This window comes from Streptomyces sp. NPDC001270 (genome assembly GCF_042896695.1).
Taxonomy (GTDB): Bacteria; Actinomycetota; Actinomycetes; order Streptomycetales; family Streptomycetaceae; genus Streptomyces.
The window spans coordinates 50,161-66,325 of the sequence record NZ_JBIAXM010000029.1; the positions used below are offsets into that span (position 1 = coordinate 50,161).

At 68.1% G+C, this 16,165-nt stretch carries 11 protein-coding genes and 5 pseudogenes; 3 read left to right on the forward strand and 13 right to left on the reverse strand.

What is annotated here, in order from left to right:
• Positions 1-252: 252 nt before the first annotated feature.
• Together ACFY2B_RS35150 and ACFY2B_RS35155 are read right to left on the reverse strand one after the other, a co-directional pair.
• Positions 253-558, reverse strand: coding sequence for a hypothetical protein (locus ACFY2B_RS35150; protein ID WP_390767115.1), 306 nt, complete (start codon positions 556-558; stop codon positions 253-255).
• Positions 559-738: 180 nt separating this feature from the next.
• Positions 739-1,100, reverse strand: a pseudogene (locus ACFY2B_RS35155) (tyrosine-type recombinase/integrase); the annotation flags it as partial.
• A gap of 349 nt (positions 1,101-1,449) precedes the next feature.
• Here ACFY2B_RS35155 and ACFY2B_RS35160 point away from each other — a divergent pair.
• On the forward strand, positions 1,450-2,718 hold the full coding sequence (locus ACFY2B_RS35160; RefSeq protein ID WP_390767116.1) for an ATP-binding protein: 1,269 nt from the start codon (positions 1,450-1,452) through the stop codon (positions 2,716-2,718).
• On the opposite strand, the gene ACFY2B_RS35165 is transcribed toward ACFY2B_RS35160, so the two are convergent.
• The 4 genes from ACFY2B_RS35165 to ACFY2B_RS35180 form a co-directional block, all read right to left on the reverse strand.
• Positions 2,660-3,418 (reverse strand): DUF5994 family protein, encoded by a 759-nt coding sequence (locus ACFY2B_RS35165; RefSeq protein WP_390767117.1) that lies wholly within the window; start codon positions 3,416-3,418, stop codon positions 2,660-2,662. The genes ACFY2B_RS35160 and ACFY2B_RS35165 overlap by 59 nt on opposite strands.
• 107 nt (positions 3,419-3,525) lie before the next feature.
• Complete coding sequence (locus tag ACFY2B_RS35170) at positions 3,526-3,798, reverse strand: hypothetical protein (protein WP_390767118.1); 273 nt, start codon at positions 3,796-3,798, stop codon at positions 3,526-3,528.
• Between the two features lie 217 nt (positions 3,799-4,015).
• Positions 4,016-4,567: a DUF5994 family protein gene (locus tag ACFY2B_RS35175; RefSeq protein WP_390767119.1), complete on the reverse strand. Its 552-nt coding sequence runs from the start codon at positions 4,565-4,567 to the stop codon at positions 4,016-4,018.
• A 312-nt stretch (positions 4,568-4,879) separates the two neighbouring features.
• Positions 4,880-7,054, reverse strand: coding sequence for an APC family permease (locus ACFY2B_RS35180; protein WP_390767161.1), 2,175 nt, complete (start codon positions 7,052-7,054; stop codon positions 4,880-4,882).
• Between the two features lie 434 nt (positions 7,055-7,488).
• Here ACFY2B_RS35180 and ACFY2B_RS35185 point away from each other — a divergent pair.
• A pseudogene (locus ACFY2B_RS35185) lies at positions 7,489-7,938 on the forward strand (IS110 family transposase); the annotation flags it as partial.
• On the opposite strand, the pseudogene ACFY2B_RS35190 reads toward ACFY2B_RS35185, so the two are convergent.
• The 5 genes and pseudogenes from ACFY2B_RS35190 to ACFY2B_RS35210 all read right to left on the reverse strand — a co-directional run.
• Positions 7,939-8,283: pseudogene (locus ACFY2B_RS35190) on the reverse strand (transposase family protein); the annotation flags it as partial.
• An 817-nt stretch (positions 8,284-9,100) separates the two neighbouring features.
• Positions 9,101-9,529 carry an MFS transporter gene (locus tag ACFY2B_RS35195; protein WP_390767165.1) on the reverse strand — a complete coding sequence of 143 codons (429 nt, stop codon included), beginning with the start codon at positions 9,527-9,529 and terminating at the stop codon, positions 9,101-9,103.
• A gap of 145 nt (positions 9,530-9,674) precedes the next feature.
• Positions 9,675-10,295 (reverse strand): annotated as a pseudogene (locus tag ACFY2B_RS35200) (MFS transporter); the annotation flags it as partial.
• 219 nt (positions 10,296-10,514) lie between these two features.
• Positions 10,515-11,251: pseudogene (locus tag ACFY2B_RS35205) on the reverse strand (SDR family oxidoreductase).
• A 171-nt stretch (positions 11,252-11,422) separates the two neighbouring features.
• Positions 11,423-12,184, reverse strand: a complete 762-nt coding sequence (locus tag ACFY2B_RS35210; protein WP_390767120.1) for an SDR family NAD(P)-dependent oxidoreductase — start codon at positions 12,182-12,184, stop codon at positions 11,423-11,425.
• Positions 12,185-12,483: 299 nt separating this feature from the next.
• On the opposite strand from ACFY2B_RS35210, the gene ACFY2B_RS35215 reads away from it, so the two are divergent.
• Positions 12,484-13,059 (forward strand): TetR/AcrR family transcriptional regulator, encoded by a 576-nt coding sequence (locus tag ACFY2B_RS35215; protein ID WP_390767121.1) that lies wholly within the window; start codon positions 12,484-12,486, stop codon positions 13,057-13,059.
• A gap of 1,026 nt (positions 13,060-14,085) precedes the next feature.
• On the opposite strand, the gene ACFY2B_RS35220 is transcribed toward ACFY2B_RS35215, so the two are convergent.
• Together ACFY2B_RS35220 and ACFY2B_RS35225 are read right to left on the reverse strand one after the other, a co-directional pair.
• Positions 14,086-15,021, reverse strand: a complete 936-nt coding sequence (locus tag ACFY2B_RS35220; protein ID WP_390767122.1) for an NADP-dependent oxidoreductase — start codon at positions 15,019-15,021, stop codon at positions 14,086-14,088.
• 17 nt (positions 15,022-15,038) lie between these two features.
• Entirely contained in the window at positions 15,039-15,989 is a 951-nt protein-coding gene (locus ACFY2B_RS35225; RefSeq protein ID WP_390767123.1) for a phosphotriesterase, read from the reverse strand.
• Between the last annotated feature and the right edge of the window lie 176 nt (positions 15,990-16,165).

Genomic DNA, 16,165 nt, shown 5'->3' on the forward strand with positions numbered 1-16,165 from the left:
CGCGGAGCCGTGAACGCCCAGCCGTCCTGTGAGCCGGGCAGGATTGAAACGTACGAGACGGAATCTCAGCCCGCACTCGTAGCCGTGCACCTGAGTGACGTCTGCGGCTGTCCGGGGCTGCCGCAGTTGACGCCTCGGCATGCCGGCGAAGCGAGCGCGGACACCGCTGTCGACCGGAGCCCCACCTCGCTCGCCGTCGGCGGATCGTTCTGGTCCGCCTGGACCGTTCCCTCTCTCCGGAGCGGGCCGGGGTCAGATCCGCCAGGAGCGGATACGGTCCGCCGTGTCGTACCCGTCAGCGCGGCCGGCGCCGATGTCACGGGCGAGATCGATCAGTGCGCCGTAGTGCGGGTCGATGGCCTCGCCCGCGGCGTCCATGTAGGCGACGACGATCGCGGCGCCGTACAGAGCGTTGCGGGCCGAAAGCGGGTGCAGCCGGGTGATGGCGTGCAGGAGGGCGGCTGCGCGCCAGGCGTTGTCGACGGTGATGCCAGCTCCGGAGCCGTGCGCCGGAGGCTGGTCACGGCCGGTGACGCGAGTGGAGCCTGTAGCCCCCACGCACACCAACTGGGCAGTTGAGTACCGGGTGACCCGTCCGCGCCCCGCCCCCCCTCGGAGCCAAGATCCTCATGGGCCTTGAGGCTGCCCTTTACGACGCCCCGCTCGATGAATGGGCGTACGAAGCGGCCGGTGAACCGGTTGAGGGCTACGCGGAGACGACGAAGGCTTGATCTTGGATCATGCCAGCTGACCTGCGGTTTCCTTGATCCCCTGGTCTTGCGGTCCGTGCCCGGTCCGCAGTCCGCCGAGCACGGCGTCCATAACGGCCCGGGTGCGGTCTTCTTCGCCCGGCCGCAGGTGGGCGTAGACCCGCAGCGTGATGGCTGCGGACGCGTGGCCGAGGACGAGCTGGACCTGCTTGACGCTAGCTCCGCCGGCGATGAGCGCGGAGGCGAAGAAGTGGCGCAGGTAGTGGGGCACCGTGTGCGGCGGCTCGACGGGCTTGCGTCCCTCGCGCTCGGCCGTCTCGTTCTCCTCCGCTTGGAGCGCCCTGGGGCGCAGTTCCACTCCGTCTTCCAGCGGCGATAGTTGAGGGGCCTGGTCGAGATCGGTGTCGACCAGATAACCCACCGTCGACTTCCCGGCCCCCCTCACGAGCACGATCGGCGAGTTCGGCTCCTTCCCCGCCTGGGGGACCGCGGCCGCTGCCCCCGTCGTGGCGCGCCACTGGCCGACACCGGCCGCACCGACAAGTCCTTCAGCCCGGCCGGCCACGCGCCCGGCGCCTCAGCGTGACCCGACTGCCGCCCGGACCATCACCGCGGTACGCGGTGATGGTCCGGGCGAGCGATCCGCGCCACCAGCGCAGCGGCATGGCCGAGCGCCTGTCGCGCGCGTCCTCCGGGCATCGGCTGATGATGGGAGTACGACCGAAACGTGGAGCTGATCATGACGGGTTGGCGGGTCAGGGACTACGCCCAGGACGATCTCGAAGCGCTGATCCGAGTCGACATGGAGAGCGGCACGACCGAGGATCCGCCGCTCTTCCCGCTCTCGGACGCCGTGACGGCTCTCCAGGGCAGCCACCCGGCTGTGGTGGCCACGGCCGACGACGTGCTGATCGGCGCCGCGGTGAGCAGGGTGGAGGGCGAACGGGCATGGATCCTGCGCATCTGCATGGCGCCCGGCTGGCGGCAGCGCGGGCTGGGCAGTGCCCTGATCACCGCCCTTGACCAACGGCTCTTCGCCGCTGGCATCCGGGCAGTGCACGCCGTCCTGCCCGAGGGCGAGACCGGTGCCACCGCCCTGCGCAACTGCGACTTCGGCGCCCGCACCGGGCTGGTCTTCTTCGAAAAGCGCGGGCCGGTGACTCCGCAGTCGGCCGGCACGCTGTCCTCGCTCGGAGCAGAGCTGCCGCCGGGGGGACTGTGGCAGAAGGTCGCGGGCATGCAACGGGAGAAGCAGCTCATCGAGCGGCGCCTGGTCCTGCCGCTGGCCCATCCCGAACTGGCCGCCCAGCACGGAGTGGAACTGCCACGGGCGGTGATGCTGTTCGGCCCGCCCGGGACCGGCAAGAGCACGTTCGCGCACGCGATCGCCAGCCGCCTGGGATGGCCCTTCCTCGAACTGTTCCCCGCCCGTCTGGCCGCCGAGTACGGCCTGGCGACCGGTCTGAACCGGCGTTTCGACGAGATCGCCCGGCTCGACCACGTCCTCGTCTTCATCGACGAGGTCGAGGAGATCGCCGGCGAACGCGGCGGCGCGGACGCGACCGCTGTCGGCGTCGTCAACGAACTGCTCAAGGCGATCGTCCGGTTCCGAGGTCAGGACGGACGGCTGCTCGTCTGCGCCACGAACAACGTGACTACACTCGACTCCGCGTTCCTGCGACACGGCCGCTTCGACTACGTGCTGCCGATCGGCCCTCCCGACCACACCGCCAGGACCGCGCTGTGGGAGAGCTACCTGGCCCGAGCGGGCGCGCGGGCCGACAGCGCGGTTCTTGCGTCCGCCAGCGAGGGGTTCACCCCCGCCGACATCGCCCATGCGGCGCGAACCGTCTCCCAGGCCCAGTTCGAGCGGACCTTCGACACCGGAACCCGAACCGCCCCCACCACGGACGACTACCTGGACACGATCAGCGGCACCAAGCCCACGGTCAACACCGCCATGGCCCAGGAATTCGCCCAGCAGACGGAGAAGTTCGCCCGCATCTAGCGTCCTGGCCGACGGGGAGCCGATCTGCGACGGAGGTTTCAGGTCGGCGTAGGAGGCGTGTCGCTGCCCCTATCGATGAGGATCTGTTTGGCCTCGATGACGTTGTCGGCGGCCCAAACCACCCTGGCCATCGCGGCGTGTGCCGCGTCAGGCGACGTGCCCGAGAGACCAGCATCAGGGAGAAATAGTCCCGTTCGCCCGGGGTGATGAGGACGGTGTCGTCACCGACCGGGAAGGAGTCGATGCGCACGGCTCGGTCGTCGACCATCACCCGGGTCGGCAGTTCGTCCCAGGCACTGCTGTCCAGACCGACTCGGGTGACAGGCCCGACATACTCGGTCAACGCGGAGATCAGCGAGGGAGGCTCGGCACCGATGTCCCGGGACCGCGGGCACAATGCACCGTCCAGGATTCCCTCGCGTGCGTGTGCCGTCTCCACCCGCAGCAGGGCCGTGCCGGCTTCCACCGACCGGTGGACGGCGTCCGGCAGGAGCCTGGGGAGGCCAGGGGTGTCTGAATCGGCCATGGTGTCCGCCCGTCCGCAGAGAGCAGTGCGACCGCAGAGCGGGCGACCGCGATACGACCTGCTACCTGGCGGTACTCCGCACGACGCTCGCGCGAGCACTTCGCCGCAGGGCGCGGTTACGGAAACAGGCAACGGCTCCGGCGTATACCCGCCGGAGCCGCCCTTCCAGGTCATTGCACGTGAGCGTGCGCCGACCCGCTTTCCACGTTACGCCAAGGATTACTCCGGCGTAAGAAATCCTTGCGAAGGTTCACTTCGGTCCGAGAGGCCGACGCGGCGACTCAGCCACGCCCTTCCTCTTCCGTCTCCATCTGCCGGATCCCCTGGTGCGTCAGCGTGATCATCGCGGGCGTGTTGCCCCTCCCCCAGTCCACGACGACCCAGCCTTCGCCCGCCAGATACATACAGGCAGCGGCCATGTCCTGCTCAGGGATACCGAGGTCGATGCGGAGCTTCGCCCCATCGACGCCCAGGAGGCGATTGCCTTCGGCGGCTTGGTACAGAGCCTGCATGATCCTCTCGCGGTACGTCTTCCGGTCTCGCAATATCGCCATGACGTGCCTTCCTCTACCGCCCGCGGTCGGGCCGAAGTCGATGTGATCCGCGGTCGCCGTCGCGGTGGAGCATGTCGGAACGGTCGCGTCCCCCGCCGACCGACGCTGCCTCCGGGTCCGGCGCCGACCCCCGGCAGGACATCGCTGTAGTGGAAGGCAGCGATCCGTTCATCGTGCTGACCGTTGAACCGGTGGATCAGAACGACTCCGACGACGATCAGAACATGGTTCTCTCACCTCCACCGACCGGCGGGCGAATGCCCTGTCGAACCGATGGGCCAGGGGAGGCCAACGGTCGACCTGCTCCGCCGTCGGTCTCCCACGCCTCTTCCCTGATCCGGGCATCGATGCTGTCGGCCGCTTCCCCCGGGGCCGGGGCATCGACGCCGTCGACGGCCATCAGCCGTGCGGCGGCATCCGCACCGGTTTCCGGCGGAATCACCAGCACATCCCGGCGGCCAGCAGTGGAGAAAAAGGTCAGTCTGTGCGGATCTTGCTCCTCGGTGGACCAGCCCACATGCACCGTGCGCCCGGCGACGGACGCCCAACGCGGGATGACGGGCCAGTAGGCCGGGTTCACCGTGATACGCGTGATGCGACCCCAGAGGTCGCCCAGTGCGGCCGTCAAAAGTGGCAGCTCACGGGTGAGGTCACGGGAGCGAGGCCACCACATGCCGTCCAGTCCTCCGGGCGCCGACGTCAGAGACAGGCAAACCGGCAGCAACGGCGCGCGCCTGCCTGATGTCGTACGGTCGATGGTCACGGACATGGCGCGGACCTGCCCCGGGCTCGTGAGCGGCCCGGCGTTGTCGATCGCCGGAAACGGCACCCGCACCGGAGCCGGTGCACGAAAAACTCCCGGAGCGTTTCACACTACTCCGCCCAGCGACCCGAAAGACCACGGACGACCAGGCATTTTCCTGCTTCCGGACGGCCCGGACCATAACCTTCCTCATGACTTGCCTCATGCTCGAAGAGCGATTCGCACACTACGCAAGGCCGTCGTTGCACCCCGCCGATCCGACTGCACCCGGCCGCGAAGGGTGTGCGCGTCAGGGATTTCCGGGGCTGGGCGGGAGCGCTACACGTGGAAGGGCACGGTGGTGATGACAATTTTGGGCAGGGGACGCAGGGCGCGGCGCAGGCGTGGGGCGGTGCGGCTGTGGAGGAGTTGGTGGCGCCGCTGCCGGGTGATGATCTCCGGAAGGATCACCGTGAGGGTGAGGTCGGGGTGCTGCCGGTGCAGAGCCTCGATGTAGTGGACGAGAGGTGCCACGGTCGCCCGGTAGGGGGAGACGACGATCTCGAGAGGGAGGTGGTCGCCCCACAGCGTCCAGTAGGTGCGTACTCGTTCGGCCTCCTGCTGGGTGAGGCTGATGTGGAGGGCGAGGACGGGCTGGCGGAGCGAGGCCGCGTAGGCGAGGGCCCGCATGCCGGCGAGGTCGAGGGTCGCGAGGGCGACGATGATGAGGTGGCGGATCTCCGCGGGCAGTTCCTCGTTCTCCCCGTTCGTCTCCGGCTGCGCCGCGTGCTGTCGCGGGGCGGGGGAGGCGTCCGACGTGGCTGAGTCCGTGGCCGGTCCCACGGTGGTGTGCGCGGGTAGTTCGACGGCGTGCGGGCGCAGCCGCAGACTGGCGCGGACGGTGGCGTAGTGGTGGTGGATTCGCAAGGTGAGCAGCAGGAACAGTCCGACGGCGATGATCGCGACCCAGGCGCCCGAGGTGAACTTGCTGATGCCCGCGGTGATGAAGACCACGGCTGACAGAAGGCCGCCCAGCGCGTTGAAGAGCAGGCTTTTGCGCCAGTGCCGGTCGCGCAGCCGCCACCAGTGGACGACCATGCCGGCCTGGGAGAGCGTGAAGGCGAGGAAGACGCCGACCGCGTACAGCGGGATGAGGGCCGCCGTCTGTCCGTCGAACGCCGCGTAGACCAGGGTGGCGGCCGCCGAGAGCAGGACGACTCCGTTGCTGTAGGCCAGCCGGTCACCCAGGCGCATGAAAACCCGGGGAGCGTAGTCGTCACGCGCGAGGAGGGACAGCACGCGGGGGAAGTCGTTGTACGCCGTGTTCGCGGCGAGGAGGAGGACGGCAGCGGTGGCGGCCTGGACGAAGACATACATCCATCCGGAGCCGAAGCTGAGATGGGCCAGTTGGGAAAGCACCGTCTCCCTGCCGCGGGGCACTACCCCAGCGAGATGGATCATGACGATGATGCCGGTGAACATGGCGATGAGCAGGCCCACCATCCAGGTGAGAGTCGTACGGGCCTGACGCCACTCGACGGGCTTGAAAGCCGGTACCGCGTTGGAGATCGCCTCGATACCGGTCATCGCCGTGGCCCCGGACGAAAAAGCCCGCATGATCAGATAGAGCCCCACGCTCTCGGTGACCGTGACGGCCGGGGCGGGACGTGGCCGGTAGTCCTGCCCCGCAGCGTGGATGAGTCCCGAGACGATGAGGGCGAACATCGCGACGATGAAAGCGTAGGTAGGAGCGGCGAACAGGGCGCCCGCCTGCCGGACGCCGCGCAGGTTTCCGGCGAGCAGAACGACGATTACCCCGACGCCGATGAGCACGGTGTCGGGGGCCAGCGACGGGAGCGCCGACGTGATGGCCGCCACGCCCGAAGCCACCGACACCGCGACGGTGAGGACGTAGTCGGTCATCAGTCCCGCTGCCGCCACCAGACCGGCCACTGGCCCCAGGTTGGCGCCGGTCACGATGTAGGAGCCGCCACCGTGCGGATAGGCGCGGATGGTCTGACGGTACGACAGGCCGACCGCCAGCATCAGGACCACGATCGCGCCGGAGACCGGGAACGAGTACGCAAGCCCGGCCGTTCCCGCGAGCACGAGAACCGCGAGCAGGGCCTCGGGACCGTAGGCGACCGAGGACAGCGCATCGGCCGACAGCACGGGCAGCGCCACGAGCTTGCGCATCCGCTCGGACACCAAGGCGGAACTCCTCAGCGGCATCCCCAGCACGAGTCGCCGCGCCCACGCCCCGGCACGCCCCAGCCGCCCACGAGGCTGTTCCTCCGTGTCGACCTGCTCGCCCGGCAAAGACACCCCCAAGGGCGGGAGAGGGACCAGGCGCCCGAACCGGGCCGGCCGGAGTTGTGCCGCAGGCGGGAACGCGCCCAGATCCGGGTCGACGGGCAGAGCCCGACGCCATTCCTCGGGAGACACCGACACCCGACCCCAGGCACGGCCCACCCCACGCAGGACACACAGTTGCTCCTCGTCCAGTTCCGCCAGTTGCGCGGCGGGCCCGGGCGGTCCCGCCGACTCCCCGCCTCGACTGCCCTTTGCATCTGTCACACCGCGCAGTGTGACCGATCAGGACACCCGAGCGGCGATGACATGCCAGTGTCGGACACCCACAAGATCGCGCCGGGTGGCCCACCATCGGATTGAGATGAACGTGCTCGATGATCTACCGCAACAAGGCGCTCGAACAAGATCCACACCTTTTTCCTGGGGCTGCTCCGGGTCATTCGAAAGGGCGGGACGCCCAGGGGTGCCGGGTATGGCTACCAAGATCCAGCCGATGTCGTGGCTTTCGGGGATTGGCCGCCCGGCACCCCGCGACGAGTCGACCGCTGATGGGGACGCGCGAAGAAGATCGCTTGTATGGACACGCCGGCGAGGTCGTCTGCTGGGACAAGAACCGCACACGCAGCAAGGAGGACCTGGTGCCGGAACTGTGGGCTGGGACGGATGCGGGCAAGACGGATCACCACTGCACGGTGATCGATACAGACGGGAAGACAGTCCTGTCCCACCGTGTGCCCAACAGCGAAGCAGAGCTGCTGCAGTTGCTCGATGATGTGCTGAAACTGGCGGACGGGGCGTCGGTCACCTGGGCCGTCGACCTGAACTCCCATGGGACGGCGCTGTGGATCGCGCTGCTGGTCAGCCACGGACAGAACGTCCGCTACATCCCCGGCCGCAGTGTGCACCACGCCTCCGGCTCCTACCGGGGCAACGGGAAGACCGGCGCGAAGGACGCCTTCGTCATCGCCGACCAGGCGCGCATGCGCCGCGACCTGCAACCGCTGAAGGACGCCGGCGAGATCACAGTCGACCTGCGGATTCTCACCTCACGACGGCTCGACCTGAGCGCTGACCGGACCCGTGCCACGGGTCGGGACCAGCGTGCCGTCCACGATGAGCACGGTGTCCTTGGCGAACCGTTTGCGGGGTTGGAGCGCGAGCATTGGGCCGACGTGGTCGATGATGCGGTCCGCCGCCGACCTGGACACCCCGAAGAGCGGGGCGAGCTGGCGCATCGTCAAGTTCGTGCGCCAGTAAGCCGCGACCAGCAGAGCCCGGTCCTCCAGCGGGAGGCTCCACGGCCGGCCCCTGCGGACCGCATCCGCACCCTCGCGCCGCAGTACGGTCACCAGCTTGCCGAACAGGCGAGGGCTCAGCCCGGTGAACGGGGCTATCCAGGACGGCTCCGACGCCGTGATCACACCAGCCACATCAAGATCATCTCACCCGTGACCAGCAGTTACGGGACAGCCCTTAACTGCCGCTGAAGCTCCCCTCCCTGGAGAACATGGCTGCTGCAGCTGATTCTCGGCTCGGATGCAGCAGCCACAAATCCTCTTAAGAATTCATTGGCAGACCGTTCGGCGTGCTGCGTTTCCAGTCTACGACCGTAGGTCGCTTTCCCCAGCGGCCGGACCTGACCCCACTCCGCGTCCGTCATGTCCGACGGATACCGCCGAACACGTTCCGGGTGATCGGCTGCGTTTCCGAACCGGTGGGCGACACAATCACACGACGGAGACGCCGAGTTGAACTCCACCGGCGCGAGCGCGTACAACTGCGGCAACAGGGTCTCCTGGATCTCGGGTGGCTTCGCAACCCCGAGCTACCAAGAGACCCGGCCTTCATGCCCGCGGCCGGCGGCAACCACCCGATCGAGACTCCCGTTTGACGAACACTCCTCAAAATCGGAACGACAACAGCCACTCAGGCCCGGCAGACCGCCGACCCCGTACATCTGGTGCACCTGTTTGGCATCCATCCCGGAACCGCGGTCCGCTACGTCCACGCCGCCCACCCCGACAAGGCACTGCCCCACATCTGCTGACCTCGGTTGATCCGAGCGGAGACAAGCGGTGCGAGTGAGTACAAGCTCTGCCAGAAGCCCGCTGCCCCGGGCATGACCGGGTACCCGGATGCGTGGGGTGGGCATGGGACAGAGGGGGCCGAAGCCGAGGTTTTGTGTGTCGGGTCTCGTTGTTGCATGCCCAAGTCGGCCCCCGCGGTCTGCGGGGGCCGACTGGTTTGTCAGGCGATGGCGGTGGGGGTCTTGTCGCGGGTTCGCACCACAAGGGCGGTGATGGTGAAGGCCAGGGCCGTGAAGGCAGCCGTGGTCAGGAAGGCGGTGCGGGCACCGGGGTCGGATTGGCCCGGCACGGCCCCGATGGAGTAGACGGACACGATGACGGCCAGGCCGATGGCGCCGCCGAGTTGCTGGGTGGTCTGGAGCAGACCGGAGGCTGACCCGGCGTGCTCGGGCTCGACGCCGCCGACGACCAGGGAGGCGGCGGGCATGAAGGTCAGCCCGGCTGCGACGCCGTTGAGCAGGAGCGGGCCGAGGACTGCGGCCCAGTAGCCGCTGTGGGCGTCGAGGTTGCTGAGCCAGACGAAACTGATGGTCAGGCCGAGGGTGCCGACCAGCAGAAGGGTCGCCTGGACGACCAGCACGGCCAGCAAGAGGGCACCCGCCGCGAAGCAGGCAATGGTCTGCGGTGAGGTCCAGCCGTGGTCGGGTGCGCCAATCAGTGCCCAGACGACGGCGATGGCGGCACCGGTAGCGCTGATGGCGCCGATGCAGTCGAAGCGGCCGGGGCGGCGGGGGGGCGGTGACGAAGCGGCGGGCGAGGGCGAGTACGGCGATGCCGATGGGGACGTTGATGAACATCGTCCAGCGCCACGAACCGAGGTCGGTCACGAGGCCGCCCAGGACGAGCCCGAGGCTGCCGCCGCCCACGCCGACGGCGGAGAACAGGGCGAGTGAGCGGTGGCGGGCTGCTTCGTCACGGACGCTTGTAGTGACCAGGGCGAGGACGCCGGGAGCGGCCAGGGCCGCACCGAGGCCCTGAACGGCCCGTGCCGTGACGAGCATCCCGGGGGAGGTGGCCAGGCCACCGACCAGTGAGGCGGCGGCGAAGACGGCAAGGCCCATCTCGAAGACACGCAGGCGGCCGAAGATGTCGCCGAGTCGGCCGCCGGTGAGCAGCAGGCCGCCGAAGGCGAGGGTATAGGCGTTGAGGACCCATGACAGGGACGCGGGGCCGAAGCCGAGGCCGCCCGCGATCTGCGGAAGCGCGACGTTGACGATGGTCGTGTCCAGCGTCAGCATCAGCTGGGCCACGAGCACGATCATGATGCCGATGCCGGCGCGCCGGGACGGCCCGGCCGGGGGCCCGGTGGAGGCAGACGCGGAGCTGCTTCGAGTCAGAGAGGGGGAAAGTGGCATGGCTGGTGCGCATCCTGTTCAGGGCGGAGAAGGAGAAATGGGCATCGGGCGCTGCCACTCACGCCGGCATATGGCCCGTGAGGTTGAGGGGCGTGAGCGCCGACGAGGGGAAGGGTGAGGCTGGCCGGCGCCCTGCTGCGCGGGCGGCCAGACCTCCGTGGCGTGAACTGTGGCCGGGCCGGGAAGGACTCCCGCGCCTGCGCAGCAGACCGGCTGCCGTCAGGCCTGGGCGGTGGGACGGACGATGAGTTCGTTGACGTCGATGTCGTCCGGCTGCTCGATCGCGAAGGCGATGGCACGGGCGATGGCCTCCGGCGCCACGGCGAACTTGTCCCTGGCCTCGATGAGCTGGGCTCGCACCTCGGGGTTGTCGACGGCTTCGACGAAGTTCGTGCGGACGAAGCCCGGCGAGACGATCGTCACGCGCAGGTTCTCGCCCGCCTCCTTGCGCAGGCCCTCGGAGATGGCACGCACGGCATATTTCGTACCGGAGTAGACCGCCTGGTTCGGGACCGTGAGGTAGGCGGCGGTGGATGCGGTGTTCACGAACTGTCCAAAGCCCTGCTCGCGGAAGACCGGCAGCGCCGCCGCGATGCCGTACAGGATGCCCTTGAGGTTGACGTCGATCATCAGCTCCCATTCGGCGACCCGCAGGTCGTCCAGCGGGGAGATGGGCCTACTCCGGCGTTGCTGACCAGGACATCGAGCTTGCCGTAGCGCTCGCGCGCCAGCGTGACGAGGTCGGCCAGGTCCTGCTGCCGGGTCACGTCGGTGCGGGCGAAGGCCACGTCGGCGCCGGCATCCGTGATGCGTGTCGCCAGGGCGTCAAGGGCGTCCGTGTTGAGGTCGCCGAGGACGACCTTCGCACCGCGCTCGGCCAGCAGTAGTGCGGTGGCCGCTCCGATGCCGCTGCCTGCCCCGGTGATGGCTATGACCTTGTTCTCGATCTCCTGCATGCTGATTTTTCCTTTCGGATCCTGTCGCTGGCTTCCGTCCCGCCGGCCGGCGGGACGGAAGCCATGTGCCTGCCGGGCCGGCGGGACGGAGTCGAATGCGTCACCGCTCGCGGCGGTGTGTGTACCGGGCCGGGGATGCCGGCGTGGCGCCGCCCGGCCTGGCGGGGGCCGTCAGACCTGGGCCATGCCGCCGTCGACGAAGAGCTCGACGCCGGTGATGAAGCTGGCGGCATCGCTGGCAAGGAACACCGCGGCGGTGCCCATCTCGCTGGGGACGGCGATGCGGCCGGTGGGGTTGCCCTCGCCCATCTTCGCTACCGCGGCAGGAACGGCGTCGGCACCCTGTGCGAGCGCCAGGGCGCGGCGCAGGGACTCGGTGTCGACCGCGCCGGGGCTCAGGACGTTGATGCGGACCCCGGAACCCTTGACGTCCTGGATCCAACCGCGCACGCAGTTGCGCACGGCAGCCTTCGCGCCGCCGTACAGGCTCATGCCGGCCGGGGGCTGGATGGAGGCGGTGGAGCCGATGACGGTGATCGTGCCGCCGGGCTTGAGCAGCGGCAGGGCCGGCTGCACGGTGAACAGGACGCCCTTGACGTTGACGTTGAAGGTCCGATCGAACTCCTCCTCGGTGATCTTCTGAAGGGGAGCGTGGGCGCCGATGTCGGCGTTGGCCACCACCGTGTCCAGGCGGCCGTGGCGTGCGATGACCTCCCTGTAGACCGCTTCCATGTCGGCGAGCTTGGCGACGTTGGCGACGATGCCCGAGCTCTTCGGCCCGATCTCGGCGACTGCTGCGTCGACCTGCTCCTGCTGGAGGTCGGTGATGACGACGTCAGCGCCGTTGTGCACGAACTCCTTGGCGATGGCCAGGCCGATGCCCGACGCGCCACCGGTGACGACAGCGGTCTTTCCTTCGAGCGAGCGAGTCATTTCGTATCTCCTGAGGCATTGCTTCGCTCCCGCCGGACGGCGGGGAACAGGGACATGTGGGTGCACACAACGTCGCGAGCGATACGCAGGCGGTAGTCACGTGCTGCACTCCGGATCCGCGGCCGGTCGGCGGCGGGCGCGCTTCCTCGCGGCTGGAGGCTGCGGTGGAATGCCGCCCCGTCTCAAGGGGGCGAGTGGTGGCGGTGTATGCCCTACAGTGGAAGTGGAGGCATCGCCACTTCCATCACTGTAAGTGGAGGCGTCGCCACTTAGCAAACGGAGACGGCAGGAGATGTGAAATGGCCACAGAGGCAGGGCGTCCCCTGCGGGCCGACGCGCAGCGCAACCGGGACAAAATCCTCGCCGCAGCGGCCCGCGTGTTCGCCGAGGAGGGCCTCGACGCCCACTTCGAACGCATCGCCAAGGAAGCCGGCGTAGGCAGCGGCACCCTCTACCGCAACTTCCCCACCCGGGAACTGCTGATCGAGGCTGCTTACCGTGGCGAACTGGCCCGGCTGTGCGACGCCGCCCCTGGCCTCCTGGCGGCGATGGAGCCCCGCGACGCCCTGCGGGACTGGATGGGCCGCTTCATCGACTACGCGACCGCCAAAATCGGCATGGCTGAAGCCCTGCGCGCCGTCGTCGAATCCGGCGTCAACCCCTACGCCCACAGCCGCGAGATGATGCTCGAAGCGCTCACCTCGCTCATGGACGCCGCCGTCACGGCCCGCACCATCCGCACCGACATCAGCGCGACCGACATGTACGCCGCCCTCAGTGGCATCGCCCTCACCTCCGGCAAGCCCGACCAGCGCGAACAGGCCGAACGCCTCCTCGACCTCACCCTCGACGGACTGAGCACCCGCCCCCACTGAGGGGTGTGTCGTGCGGGCGGCGGCTTTGCCAGTGATGGGTAACCGGCCCGGGCGACAGCCACCAGTAGGCGATGCCGGTAGGTAGTGCGGGGCCTGAGCCGCCGGGCCACGTCCACATCACGGGTTCGGGATCTTCGCGCGCGGGATCCCGCGGCGTCTCGGCCTCCGGCTCGCCCGAATGGCACGGCGCGCTACGGCCGTACACGCCCCTGCTCTGCGCCCAGTTCCTCGCCGCGGCACCGCTCGCACAGAGGGTTCTCCGGGGCCCTACCGGTGAGTCGGCTGATGGCAGGCAGCCCGACCCGGAACCCGTACGCCGACCTCCGCAGACCAGGCGTCCGTGTACGGGTTCCGGGCACCTTCGGTCCAGGATTCCTTCGACGGCGGGACACAGCCGGATCCCTTGAACACACCGGGCCCCAGCCCGTCGGACGGCCGCGTCCGACCAGGGCGCGCCGCCCAACGCGACCGTAAAGGCGAGGTCCGCCGGCCCGCCTGGCGGGCCATCATCTGTAACGTCCCGGCCTGGGAGACCACCCGTTGTGACCGCCCTGCACCGTAGGAACCGATACGCCTGCTCACCTGCAAAGCGCCCCCGGCTGACGCCGGAACAGGGACCTCAACAATCCTCGTCCTCGCTGGGCAGAGACATTTCTCGCCGAGTTGATCACCTTCCGGTCATCCGGCTTTAGGAAAGCGCGAGCGTGGCTTCACCGATCGCCGGTCCTTCCAAGACGACGTGCTTCGGCATGCGCCAACTCCCTCACACATCGCACCGGAATGGTTGCGATGTGTGAGGGGTGACCGTCGAGAAGATGGGGCGGCACCCTGGAGGAGGTGTGATGCAAATCAGCGACGAGATCTGTATCGGGTCCGCCGAGCACCGCGGTTCGACCAGTCCGGTTCGTGCTGGGGATCAGCCGACGAGGGGATGTCCGTCGTTGACCAGCTTCCCAGGCCGGTCGTCGCAATCCGAGTGCCTCGGACGTCGGCGGGAGTCCGGAAACGGGGCCCGTCCGCCCCTGTCTACGAGCGGACGGTGAGCACCAGCTTCCCCGCGACGCGGCCCGTCTCGCCCTGCGCGTGGGCCCTCGCGGCCTGGGCGAGCGGGTACGTGCCGGACACGTGCACGCGCAGTTGCCCGGACTCGACAAGCGCAGCGATCGCGGCCATGCCCGCCCGGTCGTGCTCGGCCAGTACAGCCTTGGCTCGCACCCCCAACGCAGCGGCACGTTCGGCTACTTCGCCGAAATCACGGGGAAGAATCGATACGAGGACGCCACCCGGCCTGAGCGTGTCCAGCGAACGCAGCCGGTCGTTACCGCCGAGTGGGTCGAGGACCACGTCGATACCGCGGGCTTCCCTCACGAAGTCGGCGGTGTGGTAGTCGATAACCTCATCCGCCCCCAGCCCCCGCACAAAAGCATGCTTGGCAGCGGAAGCCGTGCCGATGACGTACGCACCGCGTGCCTTGGCGATCTGTACGGCGGCATGTCCCACGCCGCCGGCCGCCGCGTGCACCAGGACCCGTTGCCCCGGCTGCACCCGGGCAGTGTCGACGAGAGTCTGCCAGGCGGTAAGCGCCACCAGCGGAAGCGCGCCCGCCTCAATGTGGTTCAGTGCTGCGGGCTTGGGCGCGAAGGCGCGGGCGGGACCGGTGACGTACTCGGCGTGCGAACCGCCCCCATACGGGTAGGGCAGCATGCCGAACACCTCGTCACCCGGTTCGAAGAGCGAGACGCCGACGCCCACCGCTTCGACAACGCCGGACACGTCCCAGCCGAGCGTGAACGGGGGCCTTCCGAGGAAGATGCCGTATCTGCGGTGCTTCCAGTCGGTGGGGTTGACCCCGGCAGCATGGACGGCTACTAGGATCTGACCGACGCCGGGTTCCGGACGTTCGAGTTCGACCTCTTGGAGGACGTCCGGCTCCCCCAAGGCGTCCTGGGTGATGGCTCGCATCGTGTTCCTGCTCATGGTTACTCGAAATAACGAATCGGGTTCTTGACGAGGATCGTGTCTATGTCGTCCTCGGAAACGCCCGCCGCGCGCAGTGCGGGGAGAACGTCCTCGCTGATATGCCGATAGTTCCACCTGTCTCCGAAGTCACCGGCCTCGAAGAAGTCGATGTAGCAGGATGCATCGTGCGAGACGACGACGCTCTCGGCATACCCTCGGCGAACAAGTTCCACGACGGTCGATACGCGCTGCTCAAATGGCAGGAATGCATCGACACCGAATCGGTCCATACCCAGCAGCGAGCCGTTGTCGGCCAGCTCGGTGAGGTAGTCGAGATCGGTCGAGTCTCCGGAGTGCCCGATCACGATCTTGGCGAGATCCACGCCTTCCTCGATGAAGAGGCGCTGCGCCACCAGTCCCGACTTGGACGCCGCGTTCGTATGCACGGTAATCGGTACACCTGTTTCGACGCTGGCCTGTGCCACCGCGCGCATGGTTCGTTCCACCCCGTGAGTCATTCCAGGGGCGTCAATAGCGCACTTGAGGAAGGCGGCACGCACTCCGGTATTGCCGATACCCTGCGTGATGTCCTTGATGAACAACTCGGTCAGCGGTTCGGCCATGTCCACGATCTCCCCGGGCCCGCGATAGCTGAACTGCGGGGGAAGATCATTGAAGGTGTACAGCCCGGTAGCGACGATAATATTGAGATCCGTCTGTTTCGCTACCCTTTGAATGCGCGGGATGTAGCGGCCGAGCCCGAGAACGGTCGGGTCCATGATCGTGTCGATTCCCAGAGCCTTCAGCCCGTTGAGGTCAGACACCGCCTGGGCAACTTTTTCCTCCTCATCCCACGTCGTGTCGTAATTGAGGCGGTACTCCTCGCCGATGGCAAACACATGTTCATGGACGAGGGTCTTTCCGAGCTGGGAGGAGTCGATACTCCCCGCCGCTGTAGGAATCGTAGCCATGCCTTCTCCATATGCGGAACTGCGTCTTGTGCGAGCTCGATCGGGGAGGCGTCCAGGCCGTCGTCCACCGACGACGCCGGAGTGCCTCACCTCGGTGACCGGCGAGTTCCAATTGACCACTCCAGCGGCCAGGGAACCATGACTGTTTCGAACAGGATCGTTACCCTGAAGGTATG

Coding starts and splice junctions, on each gene's coding strand:
- ACFY2B_RS35160 (WP_390767116.1), top strand. CDS start 1,450: ATGACGGGTTGGCGGGTCAGGGACTACGCCCAGGACGATCTCGAAGCG.
- ACFY2B_RS35165 (WP_390767117.1), bottom strand. CDS start 3,418: ATGACCTGGAAGGGCGGCTCCGGCGGGTATACGCCGGAGCCGTTGCCT.
- ACFY2B_RS35170 (WP_390767118.1), bottom strand. CDS start 3,798: ATGGCGATATTGCGAGACCGGAAGACGTACCGCGAGAGGATCATGCAG.
- ACFY2B_RS35175 (WP_390767119.1), bottom strand. CDS start 4,567: ATGTCCGTGACCATCGACCGTACGACATCAGGCAGGCGCGCGCCGTTG.
- ACFY2B_RS35210 (WP_390767120.1), bottom strand. CDS start 12,184: ATGACTCGCTCGCTCGAAGGAAAGACCGCTGTCGTCACCGGTGGCGCG.
- ACFY2B_RS35215 (WP_390767121.1), top strand. CDS start 12,484: ATGGCCACAGAGGCAGGGCGTCCCCTGCGGGCCGACGCGCAGCGCAAC.
- ACFY2B_RS35220 (WP_390767122.1), bottom strand. CDS start 15,021: ATGCGAGCCATCACCCAGGACGCCTTGGGGGAGCCGGACGTCCTCCAA.
- ACFY2B_RS35225 (WP_390767123.1), bottom strand. CDS start 15,989: ATGGCTACGATTCCTACAGCGGCGGGGAGTATCGACTCCTCCCAGCTC.